Origin of the sequence: Hyphomicrobium sp. (assembly GCF_035687085.1) — a bacterium.
Lineage (GTDB): Bacteria > Pseudomonadota > Alphaproteobacteria > Rhizobiales > Hyphomicrobiaceae > Hyphomicrobium_B.
The window spans coordinates 12,797-33,502 of sequence record NZ_DASRYS010000009.1; the positions used below are offsets into that span (position 1 = coordinate 12,797).

General features: G+C 59.7%; 13 protein-coding genes. 9 read left to right on the forward strand and 4 right to left on the reverse strand.

What is annotated here, in order from left to right; translation table 11 throughout:
• Window positions 1–98: 98 nt before the first annotated feature.
• Window positions 99–902 carry a response regulator gene (locus VFG26_RS06935; protein WP_325023627.1) on the reverse strand — a complete coding sequence of 268 codons (804 nt, stop codon included), beginning with the start codon at window positions 900–902 and terminating at the stop codon, window positions 99–101.
• A 245-nt stretch (window positions 903–1,147) separates the two neighbouring features.
• Between VFG26_RS06935 and VFG26_RS06940 the strand changes: the two genes are divergently transcribed.
• Complete coding sequence (locus tag VFG26_RS06940; protein WP_325023629.1) at window positions 1,148–1,387, forward strand: NepR family anti-sigma factor; 240 nt, start codon at window positions 1,148–1,150, stop codon at window positions 1,385–1,387.
• Complete coding sequence (locus VFG26_RS06945; RefSeq protein WP_325023631.1) at window positions 1,384–1,908, forward strand: sigma-70 family RNA polymerase sigma factor; 525 nt, start codon at window positions 1,384–1,386, stop codon at window positions 1,906–1,908. Before VFG26_RS06940 ends, VFG26_RS06945 begins: the two co-directional genes overlap by 4 nt.
• Before the next feature lie 57 nt (window positions 1,909–1,965).
• Here VFG26_RS06945 and VFG26_RS06950 read toward each other — a convergent pair whose 3' ends face one another.
• Window positions 1,966–2,469, reverse strand: coding sequence for a ferritin-like domain-containing protein (locus VFG26_RS06950; protein WP_325023633.1), 504 nt, complete (start codon window positions 2,467–2,469; stop codon window positions 1,966–1,968).
• A 254-nt stretch (window positions 2,470–2,723) separates the two neighbouring features.
• Between VFG26_RS06950 and VFG26_RS06955 the strand changes: the two genes are divergently transcribed.
• From VFG26_RS06955 to VFG26_RS06965, 3 genes are all read left to right on the forward strand, one after another.
• Window positions 2,724–8,636 (forward strand): HAMP domain-containing protein, encoded by a 5,913-nt coding sequence (locus VFG26_RS06955; RefSeq protein WP_325023721.1) that lies wholly within the window; start codon window positions 2,724–2,726, stop codon window positions 8,634–8,636.
• 10 nt (window positions 8,637–8,646) lie between these two features.
• Window positions 8,647–10,575 (forward strand): HWE histidine kinase domain-containing protein, encoded by a 1,929-nt coding sequence (locus VFG26_RS06960; RefSeq protein ID WP_325023636.1) that lies wholly within the window; start codon window positions 8,647–8,649, stop codon window positions 10,573–10,575.
• Window positions 10,576–11,351: 776 nt separating this feature from the next.
• Window positions 11,352–13,259 carry a glycoside hydrolase family 15 protein gene (locus tag VFG26_RS06965; RefSeq protein WP_325023638.1) on the forward strand — a complete coding sequence of 636 codons (1,908 nt, stop codon included), beginning with the start codon at window positions 11,352–11,354 and terminating at the stop codon, window positions 13,257–13,259.
• Here the strand turns inward: VFG26_RS06965 and VFG26_RS06970 are convergent.
• Entirely contained in the window at window positions 13,252–14,310 is a 1,059-nt protein-coding gene (locus tag VFG26_RS06970; RefSeq protein ID WP_325023640.1) for an HWE histidine kinase domain-containing protein, read from the reverse strand. The genes VFG26_RS06965 and VFG26_RS06970 overlap by 8 nt on opposite strands.
• Window positions 14,311–14,616: 306 nt before the next feature.
• Between VFG26_RS06970 and VFG26_RS06975 the strand changes: the two genes are divergently transcribed.
• Genes VFG26_RS06975 through otsB form a run of 4 tightly spaced genes read left to right on the forward strand, consistent with a single transcriptional unit; the run spans window position 14,617 to window position 18,842 of the window.
• Window positions 14,617–16,092 carry an alpha,alpha-trehalose-phosphate synthase (UDP-forming) gene (locus VFG26_RS06975; RefSeq protein ID WP_325023642.1) on the forward strand — a complete coding sequence of 492 codons (1,476 nt, stop codon included), beginning with the start codon at window positions 14,617–14,619 and terminating at the stop codon, window positions 16,090–16,092.
• Window positions 16,092–16,892, forward strand: a complete 801-nt coding sequence (locus VFG26_RS06980) for an ROK family protein (protein WP_325023644.1) — start codon at window positions 16,092–16,094, stop codon at window positions 16,890–16,892. Before VFG26_RS06975 ends, VFG26_RS06980 begins: the two co-directional genes overlap by 1 nt.
• 2 nt (window positions 16,893–16,894) lie before the next feature.
• Window positions 16,895–17,989 carry a carbohydrate kinase family protein gene (locus VFG26_RS06985; protein WP_325023646.1) on the forward strand — a complete coding sequence of 365 codons (1,095 nt, stop codon included), beginning with the start codon at window positions 16,895–16,897 and terminating at the stop codon, window positions 17,987–17,989.
• 22 nt (window positions 17,990–18,011) lie between these two features.
• Window positions 18,012–18,842 (forward strand): trehalose-phosphatase, encoded by an 831-nt coding sequence (gene otsB, locus VFG26_RS06990; RefSeq protein ID WP_325023648.1) that lies wholly within the window; start codon window positions 18,012–18,014, stop codon window positions 18,840–18,842.
• Window positions 18,843–18,846: 4 nt separating this feature from the next.
• Here otsB and VFG26_RS06995 read toward each other — a convergent pair whose 3' ends face one another.
• Complete coding sequence (locus VFG26_RS06995) at window positions 18,847–20,646, reverse strand: hypothetical protein (RefSeq protein ID WP_325023650.1); 1,800 nt, start codon at window positions 20,644–20,646, stop codon at window positions 18,847–18,849.
• Window positions 20,647–20,706: the final 60 nt, after the last annotated feature.

Here is a 20,706-nt window from a genome sequence, read left to right on the forward strand (position 1 = left end):
TACTGTATTACAAGGGGAGATGCGCACAACGGTCAAGTTTGGCCTGCCAGCTCCGTGAACGGCTTGCCGAAGAATTGCCCAAGCTAACCACGCGCCCGTTAAGCCGCAGCGGTTCGCGGGTGCGCTTTGGTGTCAAAAAAAAGAGCCTGGCTGATAATCGCCATGACCGTGTCGCGCTGGAACGGCTTGGAGATGAGGAATGTCGGTTCTGGCCGCTCGCCAGTCAGGACCTTCTCAGGGTAAGCCGTTATGAAAATGATCGGCACTTCGTTTTCCGCAACGATCTCCTTGGCCGCCTCCAAGCCACTGCTGCCGTCAGCGAGCTTGACGTCGGCAAGGATTAACCCCGGCATCTGACGCTTCACCGCCGCGAGCGCCTCGGCCTTCGTGGTGGCAACATCTTGCACGGTGTGACCGAGACTGGTCACGATCGTCTCAAGGTCCATTGCGATCAACAGCTCGTCTTCGATGATGAGGACGTTGGTCGCAACCTGATGTGCGATCTCCTGCCCTGCAATCTCGAGCAGCTTTTCAACCTCGGGTTCGTCAACCTCCAAGATTGCAGCCGTCTCCGCTGACGTGAAGCCTTCCACGGCCACGAGCAGGAAGGCCTGACGCGGCAGCGAGCTGATAGAATTTATGCGTTTTTGAGCAGTCCCAATTCCGTTGGCACCGTCTTCTGCCCCGTTGCCGTCAAGACGGACTGAATTCCAGACGCGAAGAAACAGATTATAGAGCGCCATTCTCGCCGGCATGTTCGCCGGAAAATCGGACGGAGTTGAAACCAAGCTCTCCAGCAACGTCGCAACGTAGGCATCGCCCGTTTGCTGAGCCCCCGTCAACGTGCGCGCAAACCGCCGCAAATACGGCAAATGCACACGAATTGTCTGGGCAATCGACATTTATTCTGCGCCTCCCGAACCAGCCAGGGCGAACTTTTCCGAATTCCGGAACCGCCTAATGCGCGGCGTGTTTAGCCAGCTGGCCATTATGCACCGGAACAACAACTTGCAAGCGATCGGGATGGTTCCGCCACAGGAACAATTTCTACCGAGCGACGTTCGCCTCTCGAGCCCCCAACAGAACTTTCTAGAAGGAGTTTGTTCCAATCGGGGCCAATCAAAAACTTCAAGGGCATAAGGCTATCATGCAGCAACGCCTCGATACGCCGGATGATCGTGCGCGGCCTGATGACGAATTTCCAGAATCAGAGCGCCATCCGGAACTCGAAGCCGCACGTCCTTCGGTCCCGCGGCTGCCCGGCTTCGCTGCCCAGCTCATAGGCCAACGTATGCGTGCCATGTACGAGAATATCGCTCAAGAACCCGTACCAGATGACCTCCTCGAACTCGTTCGCAAGCTCGAGGGCAAGGAGGAATCAGAGTGACCGAAACCCCTAGTTTCGGGGATGCCCTGATTCAGGCCATCCCAAATCTCCGAGCGTTTGCTCATTCGCTCAGCGGCGATGCGCAACTTTCCAACGATCTTGTGCAGGAAACGCTGCTGAAGGCCTGGACGCATAAAGACTCTTTCGTCCCAGATTCCAATTTGAAGGCGTGGCTTTTTACGATCCTGCGCAACACCTATTTCACACATTACCGCAAGTCGCAGCGGGAAGAACTGGACGAAGATCATGCAGCCATGAACGCGAGCGTTCCGGCGACTCAGCTGACGCACCTCGAATTCGACGACATGCAAAAGGCGCTCATGCGCCTGACCGCTGACCACCGCGAAGCCTTGCTACTGATTACGGCGGAAGGTTTCTCTTACGAAGACGCAGCAAAGGTGTGCGGGTGCGCGGTCGGCACAATGAAGAGCCGCGTCAACCGCGCCCGCAGCCGTCTGCTCGAAGAGATGACGGGGCGCTCTTCGAGCGAAGAGCACGAACCCTTCAGCCTCCGTAAATGAAGAGAGGAACGACGCGCCGCCCGGCGTGCGGCGCCGCCTTAATCCCTCTTTGGACTGTCATGCGGCCCTACGATTGAGGCTCGCTTCCGCCAGCGACGTCAGCTTGGCGTCCGTTGCTTTCTCCTCTTCTAGGTTCTGCCGCAACAGCGCTGCGCAATCGTTGCGGCCGAGCAGTTCTGCCCAAGCGATCAGCGTACCGTACCGCGTGATTTCATAATGCTCCACGGCCTGCGCCGAGGCTATTAGCGCGGCGTCGAGCACCTTTTTATTCGAGACCTCGCCCACAACCTCTTTGGCTTCCTCGATGATCCCGTCGATCGCCGGGCACGTCACGCCTTTGACCTTGGCCCCACAAAGCTCGAAGACGCGTTCCAGCCGCTTAATTTGGCCTTCGGTTTCCTTGAAGTGCCTCTCGAAGCCCTGCTTCAGCGTCGGATCGGTCGCCTTGTCCATCATGATCGGAAGGGCTCCCAAGATCTGGTGTTCAGCATAGTAGATGTCTTGCAGCGTGTGGACGAACAGATCGTTGAACGATTTTATGTCCTTCGAAAAGAAGCCCATTTTTCTCACTCCTCCTGAGCTAAAAATGGTTTCGCCTTTCAAGCCCAACCGGGCCTCGGGTGCGAGGTTCCCCGCTCAGCGGCTGGCCGCGCGGCGGCGGTCCTTTGGGCCTTGATGAAGAGATTAAGAGACTGGGAACCAAGCCCACTCCCCGCGCGTTGGGTGAGGTTAAGCGTACGTGAGGGGAGTTTTTCATGTCCGAGCAGCTCGGAGCCGTTGGGCCCGATCGCATTTCTTCGGGCCCGGGCAGCATCATGTTCGAGATGCTTCAGACGTTGCAGGCCGTGAAGGCCGGCGACTTCAGTGTCCGTATGCGCGGCGATTGGGACGGGCTTCCGGGCAAAATCGCCGACACGATTAACGACATCATCATTACGAACCAGCGCATGGCCGACCAGTTGCAGCGGGTGGGTCATGTCGTCGGCAAGGAGGGCCTGACGAACCAGCGGGTCACGCTGGGCCTCGCGCACGGCGCTTGGGGCGAGATGGAACAATCGGTGAACTCGCTCATCGACGACCTGTTGCAGCCGACAACCGAAGTCACGCGCACCATCGAGGCTGTGGCGCAGGGCAACCTGCTGCAGCCAATGCGTCTCGATGTGGATGGCCGTCCCCTTAAAGGCGAGTTCCTGCGGTCCGCCACCATCGTCAATACGATGATCAAGCAGCTTTCGGTCTTTACGTCCGAGGTGACGCGCGTTGCGCGCGAAGTCGGCACGGAAGGCAAGCTCGGCGGTCAGGCGCAGATCCGAGAGGTGACAGGCGTCTGGAAAGACCTGACCGAGAGCGTCAACTCGATGGCTTCGAACCTCACGGCACAGGTTCGCAACATTGCCGACGTGACGATCGCGGTTGCGAATGGCGACCTGTCCAAAAAAATTACCGTGGACGTGCGCGGCGAGATCCTGCAGCTGAAAGAAGCCATCAACACAATGGTGGAGCAGCTGCGCTCGTTCGCCGCCGAAGTGACGCGCGTGGCGCGCGAGGTCGGCACCGAGGGCCGTCTCGGCGGCCAAGCCGTCGTGCCGGGCGTTGGCGGCACGTGGAAGGACTTGACCGACAACGTCAACCTCTTAGCGGCCAACCTCACGACGCAAGTGCGCAACATCGCCGAAGTGACGACCGCGGTTGCTCGCGGCGACCTCTCGCGCAAAATCACCGTCGACGTCAAAGGCGAGATTCTCGAACTGAAAAACACCATCAACACGATGGTGGACCAGCTCAATGGCTTTGCTTCGGAAGTTACGCGCGTGGCGCGCGAGGTCGGCACCGAAGGCCGTCTTGGCGGACAGGCGACCGTGCCCGGCGTTGCGGGCACGTGGAAGGACCTCACTGACAATGTGAACTCGATGGCGGGCAACCTGACGGGTCAGGTCCGCAACATCGCCGAAGTCGCAACAGCGATCGCGCGCGGCGACTTGTCGAAGAAGATCACCGTCAACGTGTCGGGCGAAATCCTGCAGCTGAAGGAGACCATCAACACGATGGTCGATCAGTTGAACGCGTTTGCTTCGGAAGTGACGCGCGTCGCGCGCGAGGTGGGCACGGAGGGCCGTCTGGGCGGACAGGCGCAGGTGTCCGGCGTCGCCGGTACGTGGAAAGACCTGACCGACAGCGTCAACTCGATGGCGTCGAACCTCACGACGCAGGTTCGCAACATCGCCGAGGTTTCGACGGCTATTGCGAGCGGCGACCTTTCGAAGAAGATCGACGTCGATGTTCGCGGCGAGGTTCTGGAACTCAAAGAGACCATCAACACGATGGTCGATCAGCTGAATGCGTTCGCCGGTGAAGTGACGCGCGTCGCACGCGAGGTCGGCACGGAAGGCAAGCTCGGTGGACAAGCGAATGTCCCAGGCGTCGCCGGCACGTGGAAGGATCTCACCGACAACGTCAATCTCCTCGCGGCCAACCTTACCACCCAGGTGCGCAACATCGCCGAGGTCACGACGGCGGTCGCGCGCGGCGATCTCTCGCGCAAAATCACCGTGGATGTGAAAGGCGAGATTCTCGAGTTGAAGAACACCATCAACACCATGGTGGATCAGCTCAACGCCTTCGCCTCGGAGGTGACGCGCGTCGCCCGCGAGGTCGGGACGGAGGGCCGCCTCGGCGGCCAGGCCGCCGTTCCCGGCGTCGCCGGCACCTGGAAGGATCTCACCGACAACGTCAACTCGATGGCCGGCAATTTGACGGGCCAGGTTCGCAATATTGCCGAGGTGACGACGGCTGTGGCGCGGGGCGATCTCTCGCGCAAGATCACGGTCGACGTCAAAGGCGAAATTCTCGAACTGAAAAACACCATCAACACGATGGTCGATCAGCTGAATGCGTTCGCCTCGGAAGTGACGCGCGTTGCGCGCGAAGTCGGCACGGAAGGCAAGCTCGGTGGACAGGCGCAGGTGCCCGGCGTCGCCGGCACGTGGAAGGATCTGACCGACAACGTCAACTTCATGGCCGGCAACCTGACGGCGCAGGTTCGTAATATCGCCGAGGTCGCGACCGCTATTGCGAGCGGTGACCTTTCGAAGAAGATCACCGTGGACGTGCGCGGCGAGATTTTGCTCCTCAAGGAAACGCTGAACACGATGGTCGAGCAGCTGCGTTCGTTCGCAGCCGAAGTGACGCGCGTCGCACGCGAAGTTGGCACAGAAGGCCGTCTTGGCGGGCAAGCCGTCGTTCCGGGTGTCGGCGGCACGTGGAAGGACCTGACCGACAACGTCAACCTGCTCGCGGCGAACCTGACCGCGCAGGTCCGCAACATCGCCGAAGTGACGACCGCCGTGGCGCGCGGCGACCTTTCGCGCAAGATCACCGTCGACGTCAAAGGCGAAATCCTCGAGCTCAAGAACACCATCAACACGATGGTCGATCAGCTGAATGCGTTCGCCTCGGAAGTGACGCGCGTCGCACGCGAAGTCGGCACCGAAGGGCGTCTTGGCGGTCAGGCGACCGTGCCCGGCGTTGCTGGCACGTGGAAAGACTTGACCGACACCGTGAACGTCATGGCGGCAAACCTCACCGAACAGGTTCGCGGCATCGTGAAGGTCGTGACGGCGGTGGCCAACGGCGACCTGAAGCCCAAGCTCACCGTGAAGTCGAAAGGCGAGGTCGCGGCTCTCGCCGAAACGATCAACGACATGACGGACACGCTCGCCCTCTTCGCCGATCAGGTGACCACGGTGGCGCGCGAAGTCGGCGTCGAGGGCCGCCTCGGCGGTCAGGCAAACGTGCCGGGTGCGGCCGGTACATGGAAAGACCTCACCGGCAACGTCAATCTGCTTGCGGCAAACCTCACGACGCAGGTGCGCGCAATCGCAGAAGTTACGACAGCGGTGACGAAGGGCGACTTGACGCGCTCCATTCAGGTGGAAGCGCGCGGCGAGGTGGCGGAACTCAAAGACTATATCAACACGATGATCGGCAACCTGCGTCTGACGACGCAGCTCAATACCGAACAGGACTGGCTGAAGACGAACCTGGCGCGCTTCACGAGCATGCTGCAGGGTCAGCGCGACGTCGTCACTGTCAGTAAGAAGCTTCTGTCGGAACTCGTTCCGTTGATCAACGCTCATCAAGGCGTGATCTATCAGTACGATGCAGTGGGACGCGAGCTCAAGATCCTTGCCAAGTACGCGGACGACGCGGAGACGCGCTATCCTGAGAGGCTCGAGCTTGGTTCGACACTCATCGGACAATGCGCGATCGAAAAGAAGCGCCGGGTTCTGACGGACATTCCGGAGCCCACGGGAAGTATCGACGCCGTCGTGTTCAAGGCCTCGCCGCGCAGCGTCATCGTGCATCCGATCACGTTCGAAGACCAGATCAAAGCCGTCATCTCGCTCAGCTCGCTTCACAATTTCGAGCCAGCACAGCTGACGTTCTTGGAGCAGCTGTCGGTCAGCATCGGCATCGTCTTGAACAGTATCGAAGCGACGATGCAGACCGAAAGCCTGCTGATGCAGTCGCAGCAGCTCGCCGCCGAGTTGCAGGACCAGCAAAAGGCGATGCAGAAGACGAACGAAGAGCTGGCGCAGAAGGCGCAGCAGCTCGCCGAGCGCAACGTCGAAGTGGAACGCAAGAACGAAGAAATCGATCAAGCTCGCCGTGCCGTGGAGGAGAAGGCCGCCGAGCTGGCGTTGACGTCGCGTTATAAGTCGGAATTCCTCGCGAACATGTCCCATGAGCTGCGTACGCCGCTCAACAGCATCCTCATTTTGGGACAGCAGCTCACGGACAATCACGACGGTAATTTGACCGACCGGCAGGTTGAGTTCGCCCGCACGATCCATGGCGCCGGCACCGATCTTTTGAACCTGATCAGCGACATCCTCGATCTGTCGAAGATTGAATCGGGCACGGTGTCGGTTGATGCCGAAGAGATCGCGTTCAATGGCTTGATCGAAGCCGTGGCGCGGCCGTTCCGTCACGAGGCTGAACGGCGCGGTCTCGACTTCCAGGTCACGTTCGATGCCGATCTCGGCAAAACGATTTTCACAGACTCGAAACGGCTGCAGCAGGTTCTGAAAAATCTGCTCTCCAATGCCTTCAAGTTTACGCGCGAGGGCCATGTTCACCTTGCCGTTAAACCCGCGGCAAGCAAATGGAACAGCGATCATCCGATCCTCTCGACGGCGCAGACGATCGTGGCATTCGAAGTGCAGGATTCCGGCATCGGCATTCCCGCCGACAAGCAAAAGCTGATCTTTGAAGCGTTCCAGCAGGCCGACGCCAGTACGAGCCGCAAGTATGGCGGCACCGGACTTGGCCTTGCAATCAGCCGCGAGCTTGCTCACCTCCTCGGCGGCGAGATCCAGCTCAAGAGCGAACCTGGTGTCGGCAGCATTTTCACGCTTTACCTGCCGCTTCGCTACGCCTCGCTGGGGAATGAGACGCGGACAAGGTCCGACTCCCCCTCCTCCGTTCCGCTGCCACTCTCTCTCGCCAGCCCCTTGCCGGAGCCGATTGCGGATGATCGCGATAATATTGCAGCCGGCGATCAGGTTCTTCTGATCATCGAGGACGACATCAATTTTGCGCGCGTGCTGCTTGGAGCGGCGCGAGAAACAGGTTTCAAAGGTATCGTTTGCCAGCGTGGTGCGGACGCGATGACGCTTGCCACAGACTATAATCCCACGGCGATTTCTCTCGACATCCATTTACCCGACGTGCTGGGCTGGTCCGTTCTCAGTCAGCTCAAGCACAATCCGCTTACACGGCATATTCCGGTGCAGGTGCTGACGCTCGACGACGACCGTCATCACGGGTTGGCGCGCGGAGCCTACTCCTATCTGACCAAGCCGCTGCACGTGGACCAGCTAAGGGCCGCCCTGCGCAAAATAGGAAGTTTCTCGGCCTCGCCGACCAAAAAGCTCCTGATCGTAGAAGACGATGACGCCGAACTGTTGAGCGTTTCCGCCCTGCTGGAAGACGACGACGTCGCGATCCTCGGCGCATCCACGGGCGAAGAGGCGATCGAAATTTTGAAGCGCGAAGACGTCGATTGTGTCGTTCTCGACCTCAAATTGCCCGACATGTCGGGCTTTGAGATCCTGGAACATATGAGCCGTCAGGAGACGATGCGGGATATCCCCGTGATTGTTTTCACTGGGCGCGAGCTGTCGAGTGAGGAGAACTTGCAGATCCGGCAATACGCCCGTACCGTCGTGGTCAAGGGCGTAGAATCTCCGGAACGGCTTTTGGATGAGACTGCATTGTTCCTGCATCGTGTTGTGACCGGACTACCGGCCGAGAAGCAGGAGCTATTGTCAAAGCTACACGACACGGACGATTATCTCGTCGGACGCAAGGTGCTTCTGGTTGACGACGATGCGCGAAACATCTTTGCGCTGAGCAGTCTTCTTGAGCGACGGGGGATGGAAGTTCTGACGGCGACCACCGGCCTTGAAGCTATCGAAATCTTGAACTCCACCGATGTCTCGATTGTCTTGATGGATATCATGATGCCGGAGATGGACGGTTATCAGACCATGCAGAAGATCCGGAGCAGCGAAAAGAACCAGCGACTTCCCATCATCGCGCTTACTGCGAAGGCGATGAAGGGCGACCGCGAGAAGTGTCTCGAAGCCGGCGCATCCGACTATCTTGCCAAGCCCGTCGACACCGAGCAGCTGATTTCCGCGCTTCGCATGTGGCTGCATCGGTAACGGGGAAACCATGCCAAGCGAAGCCAGTACAATCGATACCGTAAACATTCTTCTGGTTGACGATCAGCCGGGTAAGCTGCTCACGTATGAGGCCATCCTGGATGGCCTCGACGCGACGCTCATCAAGGCGACAACGGCTGAAGAAGCTCTCACCGCGCTTTTGAAGACCGATATCGCGGTGATCCTGATGGACGTCTGCATGCCGGACCTCGACGGGTTCGAGCTTGCAGCCATGATCAGAGACCATCCCAGACATGAAAAGACCGCGGTCATCTTCATCTCGGCTGTCCGTATCGAGACCGACGATCTCTTGAAGGGCTATCGAACTGGCGCTGTCGACTACGTGTCGGTTCCGGTTGTGCCTGAAATCCTCAAGGCCAAAGTTCAGATTTTCGTTGAGCTCTATCGGAAAAGCCGCCAGCTCGACGCGCTCAATTCCGAACTCGAAGCGCGCGTGCAGCAGCGCGCACAACAGCTGGAAGAATCCCACGCGCGACTGCAAGAGAGCGAAGAACGGCTGCGTCTGGCCAGCGAGGCGGCTAAGCTCGCGACCTTCGAATTCGATCAGAAGGCGCAAACGCTGCAGTGGTCGGCGAACATTTCCGAGGTGCTGCACAGTAACCTGCCCCAGCATCAAACCTTCGAGTCGTTCGTGGGCTTCGTCCATGAAGACGATCGGGAAATGGTTCGCAGCTACGTGCGCACGGCAAACTACGCTGACACCACGGAAGAGCTGGAATTTCGCGTCACGGGCTCGCGAGGCGTGGCCTGGATTTTGGCTCGTGCGCGGGCCTTCAACACCGGCAACGCCGGCCCCCCGCGCGTGCTTGGCACGCTGCTCGATATCACCGACCGCAAATCGGCCGAAAGCCATCAGCAGCTGCTCATGGCCGAACTCGATCATCGGGTGAAGAACATTCTCGCCAACGTGGCGGCTATTGCGCGTCTGTCGAGTTCCAACGCCGTCTCCGTCGGGTCGTTCGCGTCAGCGCTCGATGGGCGCATCCACGCGATGTCCGCAGCGCATGATTTGTTGCGGCAGAGCAGCTGGACGGGGGTTGATCTACACGAACTCGTGCAGGGCGCACTGGCGCCTTTCCGTTCGCGCTCGGACAATGACGTTGTGGTAGATGGCGAGCGCGTGCGGCTGACCTCGAAGTTCGGCCAGTCGATGGCGCTCGTACTGCACGAACTCGTGACGAACGCTGTGAAGCATGGATCGCTTTCGCAGCCGGGCGGACGTGTGGCCATCAGCTGGCAGCGCATCGTGACCCCCGATGGCGACAAGATCGGGTTCTCGTGGCAGGAGAGCGGCGGGCCGCAAGTCTCCGAACCTGCACGCAATGGATTTGGCCTGGCCGTCATTCGCAGCGCCGCTTCCGAATGCGGCGGCGTTGCCGAGATGAGTTTTGCGCCGGAAGGTTTCCAGTTCGACTTCCTCGGCGAATTGTCGTCGCGCGCGCATATGGTCGGCACACGCCACATCGCGATCGTGCCGAAAGCGCGCGGTCCGATGCCTGCCGCAAACATGGCGGCGCCCAGGCCGTGCCGCATTCTCCTTGTGGAGGATGAGGCGCTTATCGCCATGCAGTTGCAGCTCGACCTCGAAGCCGAAGGCCACACGATTGTTGGTCCCTTCGGGCAGCTTTCAGAAAGCCTCAAGGCCGCAGCGGATTTGAACTTCGATATCGCGCTCATCGATATCAATCTCGGTGCGGACAACAGCGCGCCGATTGCCGAAATCCTGGACCGTAGAAGAATTCCGTTCGCATTCACGACGGGCTACAACGATCTCGTGTTCTTGCCGCCGCGGCTCAGGGATTATCCGCATCTAACCAAGCCTTACAATCCCGCGGACGTGAAGGATCTTGTTACGCTCCTCGCCTACGATGCCGAACAGCGGCGCTCCGCAGGACACGCATCCAATCAGGTGGCCTGAATGGCGGCTCCGGATCTGCTGTGCCCCGATTCCGGACGCTTTTGATCAAGCGTCTGGCGGTCGATGCGCAGCAGATTCTGCGTTCCGTGGTGAATGACACCGTCTTCACCGAAATGCCGGGACATCCCGCGCGCGCTTAAAGTGCCAGCCGAAAGCCCAACTTTCTGGTGCACTTTCCAAGATCGCGGATGGAATCCGCCATGCGCGCGATGATGTGTTTCTCATCCCTTCTTGTCGCCATGGCGCCAGACATAGACTAACCGGGCCTTGGCCTTAGCAACCATGCCCTCGCGGTCGAGTTTGGATTTTACAATTCCGCAACGAACATTTGAGCTGCCGATAACAATTGCGAGGAACGCGTTATACTTCTCGAAGGAGCGAAGGACGCGGACCAGCGTCTCGGAAAGATCGTCGATGGCGCTATGGATAATGGCACGCGCTGTTTGGAGTCGCCCGTCAGAAGCAACACGTCCAATTCGGATTTCGAGATCACGCCTTCTGAGGGCAGATGGCCGAGCGGATCTTCCGTCCTATTGTCGAAGGCCGAGCGCTACTCCTGGATGCGCTCTTGGAACGCCGACTTATTGGCCCGATTGTAGGAGTCGATAGGAACACCCTGAACCAAGCTCATGCCATGATGTAGATCACGGAGCTTCGTGGCTTACTCAGCCTCGCGGGGGACGCCGTACATGGGAATCTCGTTGTCCGTTGCGGGAAACCAACGTCGTTCCTACGGAGTTGTTCTCATTTGCAAATCGCTCCTTATGGGGGACCTGATGACCCTTACGACCTCCCAAACATATCGCTCTTCACTGGATGTCGCGGCAATCGGCAACGGCCGCGTGGCAGCACTCATCGATCAGGGCGCACGCATTGTCTGGTGGTGCTTCCCGCGGCTCGATGGCGATCCGATCTTCAGCCGTCTGCTCGCAGGCGATGAGGAGAAGGGCTTTTGCGATGTGGTGCTGGAGGGGCAGGTCTCCGCACAATCCTATTACATTCGCAATACCGCTATTCTCGAGACGATCCTCGTCGCGGAGAACGGCGCGAGCGTGAAGATCACCGACTTCTGCCCGCGCTTCTGGCGCTTCGACAGGTCCTTCCATCCGACGCAGCTTATCCGGCGCATCGAACCTCTCAGGGGATTGCCGCGCGTCACCATCCGCGTGAGGCCGACTTATAACTACGGTCAGCAGGCCAGCAGCGCATCGCACGGCTCAAACCACATCCGCTATCTCTGTGGGTCAGCCGCCGTTCGCCTGACGACCGATCTTCCCGTCTCCTATGTCGCGCACGAGACGTCGTTCACATTGACGCATCCTGCGACGCTCGTTCTTGGTTCGGATGAGCCGATCGAGAACTCTATCGACTCGATGTCCCGGGAATTTCTCGAACGTACGCGCGATTTTTGGGTGACGTGGGTACGCGGCCTTGCCGTCAGTTACGAGTGGCAGCCCGAGATCATCCGCTCCGCGATTTCGCTCAAGCTCTGCACGTTTGAGGAGACGGGCGCGATCACCGCGGCCTTGACGACGTCGATCCCCGAGGCGCCGAATACGCCCAGAACGTGGGATTACCGGTTCTGCTGGTTGCGTGACGCCTACTTCGTCATTCGCGCGCTCAACCGGCTCGGCGCCACACAGTCGATGGAGAACTACCTCGACTACATCACCACGGTCGTCTCCGATACGCAGAGCCCGTTGAAGCCCGTCTACGGCATCGTTCACAACGACACGGAAGCTGAGCGGATCGCGCCGCATCTGCAGGGCTATCAAGGCATGGGCCCGGTGCGCGTCGGCAATCTCGCCTCCGACCAGCTGCAGCATGATGCCTATGGCAGCGTCATTCTCGGCGTCGCGCAGATGTTCATCGACCAGCGCTTGCCGCGCATGGGTGACGTCAGCCTGTTCCGCGAACTGGAATTCCTGGGCGAGCACGCGCGGCGGCTCTATCTGGAGCCCGACGCTGGCATTTGGGAATATCGCGGTCGCCTCCGCATTCACACGCACTCGGCGCTGCTGTGCTGGGTTGCGTGCGACCGTCTTGCTCGCATCGCCCAGCTTCTCGGCTTGCATGACCGGGCCGTCTACTGGAAGGAATCCGCCGACAAGATCCGCGCAGAAATTCTCAGCCGGGCGTGGAGCGACAAGCGTGGTTCCTTCACCGGCGCGTTCGACCACGACGAGCTCGATGCCAGCGTGCTGCTGCTCGTGGATCTGGGCTTCCTACCGGCGGACGACCCGCGCTTCGTCAAAACGACAAACGCCATAGGCCGCGAACTCATGCGCAACGGCTTAATGCTGCGCTACGCGGCGGAAGACGATTTCGGGCTGCCCGAGTCCGCGTTTCTGGCCTGCCAGTTCTGGTACATCGACTCGCTTGCCTCGGTCGGACGCAAGGACGAGGCTCGCGAGCTCTTTGATGACCTGCTCAAAAAGCGCAATGCGTTTGGCATTTTGAGCGAAGACCTCAATCCTTCGACCGGGGAGCTGTGGGGGAACTTGCCCCAGACGTATTCGATGGCCGGAATGATCAACTCGGCGATGACGCTGTCGCGGACGTGGGAAGACGCCTGGTGCGGATCGCCGGCCAAACATGACACGACTCCGATCACCCTGGAGCGGGGCCATGAACTGACGCCAGGCGGGCTTGCCATGCCCCGCCGCTCGCTGAACGTCAGATAGTTGAGGCCCCGCGTCCGCGCGTTCGCCGCGTCGTCGGCTGTTTCAGAACGGCGACGATGCGGCAACGAACGCCGGTCTCGTGAAACTCGCGCTCGACCTGGGCGCTCGGAAAGCCGTTGTCAATGAGTGTGGTTCCGAGTCCCCGCCGTTCCGGCGCGTCGACCCGCGGACCTCCTCGCTCGTCCCAGTCGAGCTGGAAGGAAAGCTCGTCATCATCGAGCTTGCTGAGCATCCACTTGACGCCAACGGCTCCTCCCTCCTCTGACCATGCGCCGTATTTGATCGCATTCGTTCCAAGCTCATGAAGTGTGAGAGCCAGCGCACTCGCAACTTCGCCCGGGATTATCGTATCGGGGCCTTCCATCTCGATGCGACGGTCGCCCGGTGGAACCAGGGGCTTCAAGGTCTCCTCGATCAGTTCCTTCAACGAGGCGCCGACGAAGCTGCGCGTGGCGACCAGATCCATCGCATTGCCCATGGCCGAGAGGCGGCCCGATAGCGACTGTGCGAAGGTCCTCACGTCAGGGCTATAGCGAGCCGACTGGCTGACAAGGCCGGCAATGACAGCGAACGTGTTCTTCAAGCGATGACGAAGTTCGACATTCAGTTGCTCCAGGTGCAGTTCTCCGAGCGCGCTGTCCTGGAGCAGCGCTTCGCTGCGGGCGCGCTCGTTCATCAAGCCTTCCACCTTGCGGTTGAGAAGATGAACGATTGCGATGATGAAGGACGCAAGGATCGTAAAGATCGTCAGTGGGACGATCGTTGTGATGTCCAAGGTCCAACCGATGTCAGGAAGGTAGTAATACCAGCTGAAAAGAATGGCCCCTGCCGCCACGACTATGGCGGGGCCCGTCCCTGCTACGAGCGACGACAACAGGATCGCCAGAGAGAAAGTCAAAAAGGGAAAATTGCCCTGCAGCCACCGCGACAAGGCCAGACGCAAACATACGGCGATGACAAAAATCGCGATGGCGAGCGGATAGGCGAGATGCGGCCTGCGCCGAATTCGCGGAAAAACACGTTCTAAAAGATTATCGACCAGCTGAACCATTCGCCCCAAGAACGGCCCCTAGCAATTCCATCCGGTATTCCGGCGGCGCGATAGAGCCGTCGCCGTCCCCCCAATTTGCACGTATCACCGAATACCATTAATCAGGTCCTCAAGCGAGAGGCGACGATCGGATGTGGCAACAAATACCGCCATCGGGCGCATCCCAATTCGGGGAACATCGCGCGAACGCCGCTCAGCCGTAAAATGATGGAACCTACTGCAATACCGGGGGTTTATCATTAAGTTCAATGCCACGCGGGGGCTGGCTGACCTACATAGCTCTCGCGTCGGATGGAAGGAGGTCTCGTGGCCCGGCTCGTCATGGTTTCCAACCGTGTCATCGATTTCAATGCGGCTCAGCAGGCCGGCGGTGTCACGGTTGCAATCTACAACACACTCGCCCAGCAAAACGGCTTTTGGTTTGGTTGGGACGGGCAGATCGACGATTCAGATTCACCGGAAGTAAAGGTTACCAGCGCTGACGGCCACACGACGATCACTCAGCCGCTGACGACGGACGACTACAACGAATATTACCTGGGATATTCGAATTCGGTCCTTTGGCCGGTGTTTCACAACCGGCTCGACCTCGCGCAATTCGAAGCCGGTTACTATTCGCGCTACGTCGCGGTAAACGAAAAGTTCGCGCGTAATCTAGCGCCCCTCATCCAGCCTGACGACGTCATTTGGGTGCACGACTATCACCTGCTGCCGATGGCGCTTGAGTTGCGCAAGCTCGGTATCGAAAATCCGATCGGCTATTTCTTGCATATCCCTGTCGGGCCTGCGCAGGCGCTCCTCGCCATTCCAGAGAACAAGGAAATTGCAAAGGCGCTCAGCGCCTACGATCTCATCGGGCTGCAGACCCAGTCCGACGTGCGCAATTTGATCGATTTCTTCCAGCAAAGTGTTTTTGGACGGCTTTTGCCTTCCGGCCGCATTCGCGTTTTCGAGGCGGAACTCGACATTGGATGCTTCCCTGTCGGCATTGATCCCAACGATTTCGCTTTCGGTCCGGGAGAAGCGGAAGCTCTAAAAGCCGCTGATACGTCGGAGACGAACCGGATCATCGGCATCGACCGGCTCGACTACACAAAAGGACTTCCTCAAAAATTCAAGGCTTACGGCAAGTTTCTCGAGGAATATCCCGAATACCGCCGCAACATCGTGCTCTCACAGTTTGCGCCGCCGACCCGCGAAAGCGTGGAAGCGTATGCAGACATCAAGGCCGAGCTTGAATCGCTCGCCGGCTCGATCAACGGCCGCTTCGGCGAACTCGACTGGGTGCCGATCAACTACATTCACCGGACTATTCCGCGTGCTGAGCTTCGTGACGTCTACCGGTTGTCGCGGATCGGATGGGTCACGCCCCTGATGGACGGCATGAACCTCGTCGCGAAGGAGTACATTTCCTGCCAAGATCCGCGCGATCCCGGCGTTCTCATTCTGTCGAAGTTTGCGGGCGCGGCGGCGCAGCTCTCCGAGGCCGTTCTTGTCAACCCCTATGACCTTGGCGACCTCGTACAAGGTTTGCGCATTGCGTTGGAGATGCCGCTCGAGGAACGCCTTGAGCGCCATAGCCATCTTGTCGAAACGGTCAACAAGAGTGACTCGCACGCGTGGAGCCGCAGCTACTTCGCCGCGCTCTTGAAGGCAGGGCAACGCCGGTTGGGGCGCTCGCCGAAATCGTCGCCGGAAATGGGAAGGGCGCTGGAGCGTTTGCAGAGCAGCGCTAAAAAAAACAGTCCCGCTAGCCGGCTGGCGGCCAATGCGGTGACATAATGAGTGCCATCATTCAAAGGATAGAAGCTTCCGGCGGGGATGACGCGATGTCCAATCCCAACATCCTTTGCGTGGACATTGGAGGTACGCTGGTCAAAGCGGCCACCGTTAATGCCTCTGGCGCGCTGATTTCGGATTTCATCACGACGCAAACGCCCAAGCCGAGTACTCCGGAAGCGCTGGTCGACCTCATTGCAGACATCGTGAAGACATTGCCGACGTTTGGCCGCGTTTCGGTGGGCTTTCCAGGCGTTGTCGGGCGCGAACACATCAAGACCGCGCCGAATCTCGGCACTCATCACTGGAGCGAATACGACCTGGAGAGCGCCCTGCAGCGCACCTTCGGTGTGCCAGTGCGTGTGCTGAACGATGCTATCGTTTATGGGCTGGGGATTGCCAAAGGCCCCGGCCGCGAGTGCGTTTTGACGTTCGGCACTGGCATGGGCTGCGCTCTTTTCTGCAACGGCTCTGCCTTTTTCGGCCTCGAACTTGGCCAGCACCATGCCACCGACGATTTGAATTACGATCGATTTATCGGGCACGCTGCCTATCTGGAATTGGGCGATGAGGCCTGGAACGAGCGGGCCAAAATTGTTCTAACCAAAGTACAAGGCCTGACGAACGTCGATCACCTCTACATTGGGGGTGGCAATTCGCGGCGTATCAACTTCGCACTTCCGGCCTGGGCGAGCATTGTGCCTCCGTCGAGCGGAATTGCCGGCGGCGCGCGCCTATGGCGCCCTGAGATGGATCAGTGGTTCAGACAGACGAGCGACCTTCTCGGAGCCCGCACGGAGTAGCGATGAACGTTCTCACCATTGGCGGCGCAATGGTTGATACGATCGTCACGATCGCCAGTGATAAGATCGAACAGGTCAAGATGCGCAACGCCGAGAGTTCGTTCCTTCTTCTTGAGGAAGGACACAAGACCGAGGCGGAGGAAATCGTATCGAGCGGGGGCGGCGGCGCCTTCAATGCAGCGGTAGCGGCGGCGCGGCTCGGTCATCAAACGTCAATCATCGCCAAGATCGGACGCGACGGCAAAGCGGAAACACTTCTGAGCCTGCTGCGAGCTGAAGGTATCGATCTTTCATGGCTCGCGACCGACGAGACCGAGCCGACTGGCTCATCCGTCATTATCTCGTCGCACGATCGCAACGCAGCCGTGTTCACGTATCGTGGCGCCAATACGAAAGTGATTGCGGAGGACCTGCCGCCGGAGGCTTTCGCGGGCCGAGATCTCGTCTATGTGGCCAATCTCAGCAATCAATCGGCCGATCACTATCCGCTTGTGGTGCAACGGGCAAAGGCCGCGGGCGCGCGGCTCGCCGTCAATCCCGGCATCCGGCAACTCACCGCGCGCTTTGACGACGTCTGGCATAGCCTCAAGCACATCGACATTCTCTGCGTTAACCGCCTCGAAGCCCAGACGTTAATGCCGCGTCTCTTGCAGACCTTCGGTGATGGCGGTGCCCCGCTTGCCGCTGCAGAAGACATCGTCATTCCCCCTCTGGCGAAGCGCGGGCTGCGAAGCGGCGGCTATGAAATGTCGTTGGTCAAATTTCTCGGCGCGTTGATCGAGCTCGGGTTGGGCGTCGTCGTGTTAACAGACGGTGCGAACGGCGCATTCATCGCGCGCGGGCAAGAACTTTACTATCGTGCAGCGCAACACGTCGTCGCAGCGGCAACAACAGGGGCCGGCGACGCGTTCTCGGCTACATTCGCATGCTATCTGTCGGATACGAATGATCCAGCGCGCGCACTGAGCGCGGCAGCTATTAACGCTGCAAGCGTGGTCAAGTTCATCGATACCCAAACGGGCCTCTTGACCAGGGCTGCACTGGAACGAGAAATCGAAAGGACAAGCGAAGCCGCGCTCTTCAGCTTCTCCATTTAAGTATCTAAGCAGAGGTTCGATTTTGACGCAGCAATTGAAGAACAGCTCAGCAAGGAACAACATTGCATTGGCGACGCACGGACGAGCCATTGCCACTCGCGGAACCGTAGAGCAGCTCATTGCGCGCGACGAGCCTGTCGCACTCTTTCTCGACATCGACGGCACGCTTCTGGACGTCGCGCTGACGCCATCGTCGGTGCACGTGCCACCGAACCTTCCGGACGTGCTGCATGCCTTGTCGAAACGCTTGCACGGCGCGCTGGCGATCGTGACGGGGCGCCCATTGCATGAAGCCGACCACCTGCTTCAGCCGGCAAAATTCGTCGGCGGCGGCGTGCACGGCGGGCAAATGAGATTTGCCGACAACGGGGTTATCGAAACGCTCACGCCCAAATTCTCGCCTGCGCTGATGGCTGACATCCGGCAAATTGCAGACGTGCTGCCGGGCATCGTCTGCGAAGACAAGGGAGCGGGCATCGCGCTTCATTACCGCTTGGCGCCGGAGCTTCATGGGTCCTTGATGGCGATGGTCGAAACCCTCGTTCCCAAATATCCGAACCAGTTTTCAATTTGCGAAGGCCGCAAAGTCGTCGAACTTCTGCCTCTCGGTTTTTCGAAAGGCCGCGCGCTCAGAAAGCTCGCGTCATTGCCGAATTTTGCGAACAAAATACCTGTGATGATCGGCGACGATATCGCTGACCTCGATGCCTTTCGCGCGGCCGAGGCCCTCGGCGGCTACGGCTTGAAAGTCGCCGGCGAAAATTTCTCTGAGGCAGAATCGGCTTTCCAGGGGCCTTCAGATGTCATCGATTGGCTTCAGAAGGTCGCCGGCTCTGGCCTCCCTTCGGCGTAAGGTTTCAGGCAGCCTCCGATCGTGCCGGTGCATCAGCGCGTGGCCGGTTGGGTTCGTTCAGAACCATGAGCAGCGGCGTCAAGCCTTCAGCATCAACGAGCTTGAAGATCTCGATGTCGCTGCGCGCTTTTTCGCTCCATCCGGCGATTTCCAGGGCGCGTTCCGCTTTCGAGAAGAGCCCGTGATTTCTGACCGCGCGTTTATCAAGGTAGTGCTTCAACTCTTCGCCCGTCAGCCCCTGCTCTTCCGCCCATTTTTTGCGGATTGCCGTCAAGTCGGTGTCGCTGCCCTGCGATTCCTCCTTTTTCAGTTTCTTCAGTTCGTTTTCTTGCAAGAGCCACCACTTGCCGCCCTTCGGCCAGCGAACGAGTTCTAGATCGCTCAGCACGCCCGCCAGCTGATTGACGGCCATGCCCTTGGCTGCCTCGTCTTCGTTCTCGGGATCGCAACTGTAGAGGTTCGGAATGACGAGGTATGAGGCCTTGTTGTGATGGACGAAGTGCCGGCGCACCCACTCGAGGTCGGCACCGGGGGCGCGATTGATTGCCGTGTCGATGGCATCGCGGATCTGGCGCGCGAGCGTGCCTGACGGGCGGACCGAGGGCGGCTCGCGCGGCGGATTGATAATGGCCATCGCCAGGAGGCCCATGTCGATGCCGATTGTTGCCAGGAGAGCGATGACGTCCCGGCCCGTGATCGGCTCACCCGATTCGGTATGGCCCGCCGTGATGACCTTGCCGCCCGAGACCACATAACGAAACGCGCTCGCGGTGTAAGCGCCGATGTTGCTCCAAAGGTTCTTGACGGCATTGGCGACGCCAGCCGGTCCTTCATTGAACACAGCTTCGCGCAACTTCAGTTCGGCCGGCTGCTCGGCCTGTGCGGCGGCATCACGCAACCGGTCCGCGAGCGTTGGATCGAAGCACGACGAGCCGGACCTGCCCGGGGGCTGCGATACCGACTCTGCAAGCGCGCGCATTTCGGAAGCTGTCGCTTGTCCTAGCTGGTTGCTGCGCGCAGCAATGTTGCGGGCCAGTCCACGAATTTCAGAGGCCTTGTTCTCGAAATTGCGCTGACGCTCCTCGATCGTGGCGCCCCCCAGCACATCGGCCGCCTGACGAAGCGCCTGCACATCCGCCTGCACGGGCTCCAGCCACGATTTCGTCATGCCGTCGCGCAGTGAACTGACGGCATCGCGCACACTTTTGCGCGCATTGTAGAGCGGCCCTCTGCCCGCACCCGATGCCACGCCGCAGCTGCCGCCGCTCGTTTCTTCGCGCGACATCTGGCTGTCGGACCACGAGACGACACTATCGAGTTGGCCGCGTACCGCGTCGAGCCTTGCGGCGACAGCGGCGCTGGCGTCGCGAGCATCCTCCTGCAATCCGGCAAGGCCCGTCTTCGTCGCTTCCTGGCCGGAGATGAGGCTCCACCAGAAGCCGTAGCCGAAGCCAATCGACCAGATGGCAAGGAACACGTAGAGCGGAAATGTTACGAGGCGTTCGCGCAGGCGGCGCTTGGCGCCGAACGTCTCGCGCAGGGTCAACCACATCAAAAAGGTGAGCGCGACCACGACGGCGGCGACGAGAACGTCGTTGGAGACCGACATGCTGCCGCTCTGGCCCGTAGGCGTTGCGGAGACGCCAACGATAAAGTCGCGCATGCCGTGCCACGTTGCGTAGCCGGAGATGATCAGCAGCATGAACGATGCAACGCCGATCAGGGTGTTCCGGCCGAGAACGTAATCGATTGTCCGGCTGATGAGGCTTGGCTGGGCTGGGTTCGGCTGGGCTGCATCAGGCATACTCAATCCCCACTATCTCGCGTGTACTGAGATAGCCGAATTGCCGGGATTGAGCCGTGC

Excerpts from the sequence above, each read along its gene's own strand:
- VFG26_RS06935 (WP_325023627.1), bottom strand. The coding sequence starts at position 902 with ATGTCGATTGCCCAGACAATTCGTGTGCATTTGCCGTATTTGCGGCGG.
- VFG26_RS06940 (WP_325023629.1), top strand. The coding sequence starts at position 1,148 with ATGCAGCAACGCCTCGATACGCCGGATGATCGTGCGCGGCCTGATGAC.
- VFG26_RS06950 (WP_325023633.1), bottom strand. The coding sequence starts at position 2,469 with ATGGGCTTCTTTTCGAAGGACATAAAATCGTTCAACGATCTGTTCGTC.
- VFG26_RS06955 (WP_325023721.1), top strand. The coding sequence starts at position 2,724 with ATGTTCGAGATGCTTCAGACGTTGCAGGCCGTGAAGGCCGGCGACTTC.
- VFG26_RS06960 (WP_325023636.1), top strand. The coding sequence starts at position 8,647 with ATGCCAAGCGAAGCCAGTACAATCGATACCGTAAACATTCTTCTGGTT.
- VFG26_RS06965 (WP_325023638.1), top strand. The coding sequence starts at position 11,352 with ATGACCCTTACGACCTCCCAAACATATCGCTCTTCACTGGATGTCGCG.
- VFG26_RS06970 (WP_325023640.1), bottom strand. The coding sequence starts at position 14,310 with ATGGTTCAGCTGGTCGATAATCTTTTAGAACGTGTTTTTCCGCGAATT.
- VFG26_RS06980 (WP_325023644.1), top strand. The coding sequence starts at position 16,092 with ATGAGTGCCATCATTCAAAGGATAGAAGCTTCCGGCGGGGATGACGCG.
- VFG26_RS06985 (WP_325023646.1), top strand. The coding sequence starts at position 16,895 with ATGAACGTTCTCACCATTGGCGGCGCAATGGTTGATACGATCGTCACG.
- VFG26_RS06995 (WP_325023650.1), bottom strand. The coding sequence starts at position 20,646 with ATGCCTGATGCAGCCCAGCCGAACCCAGCCCAGCCAAGCCTCATCAGC.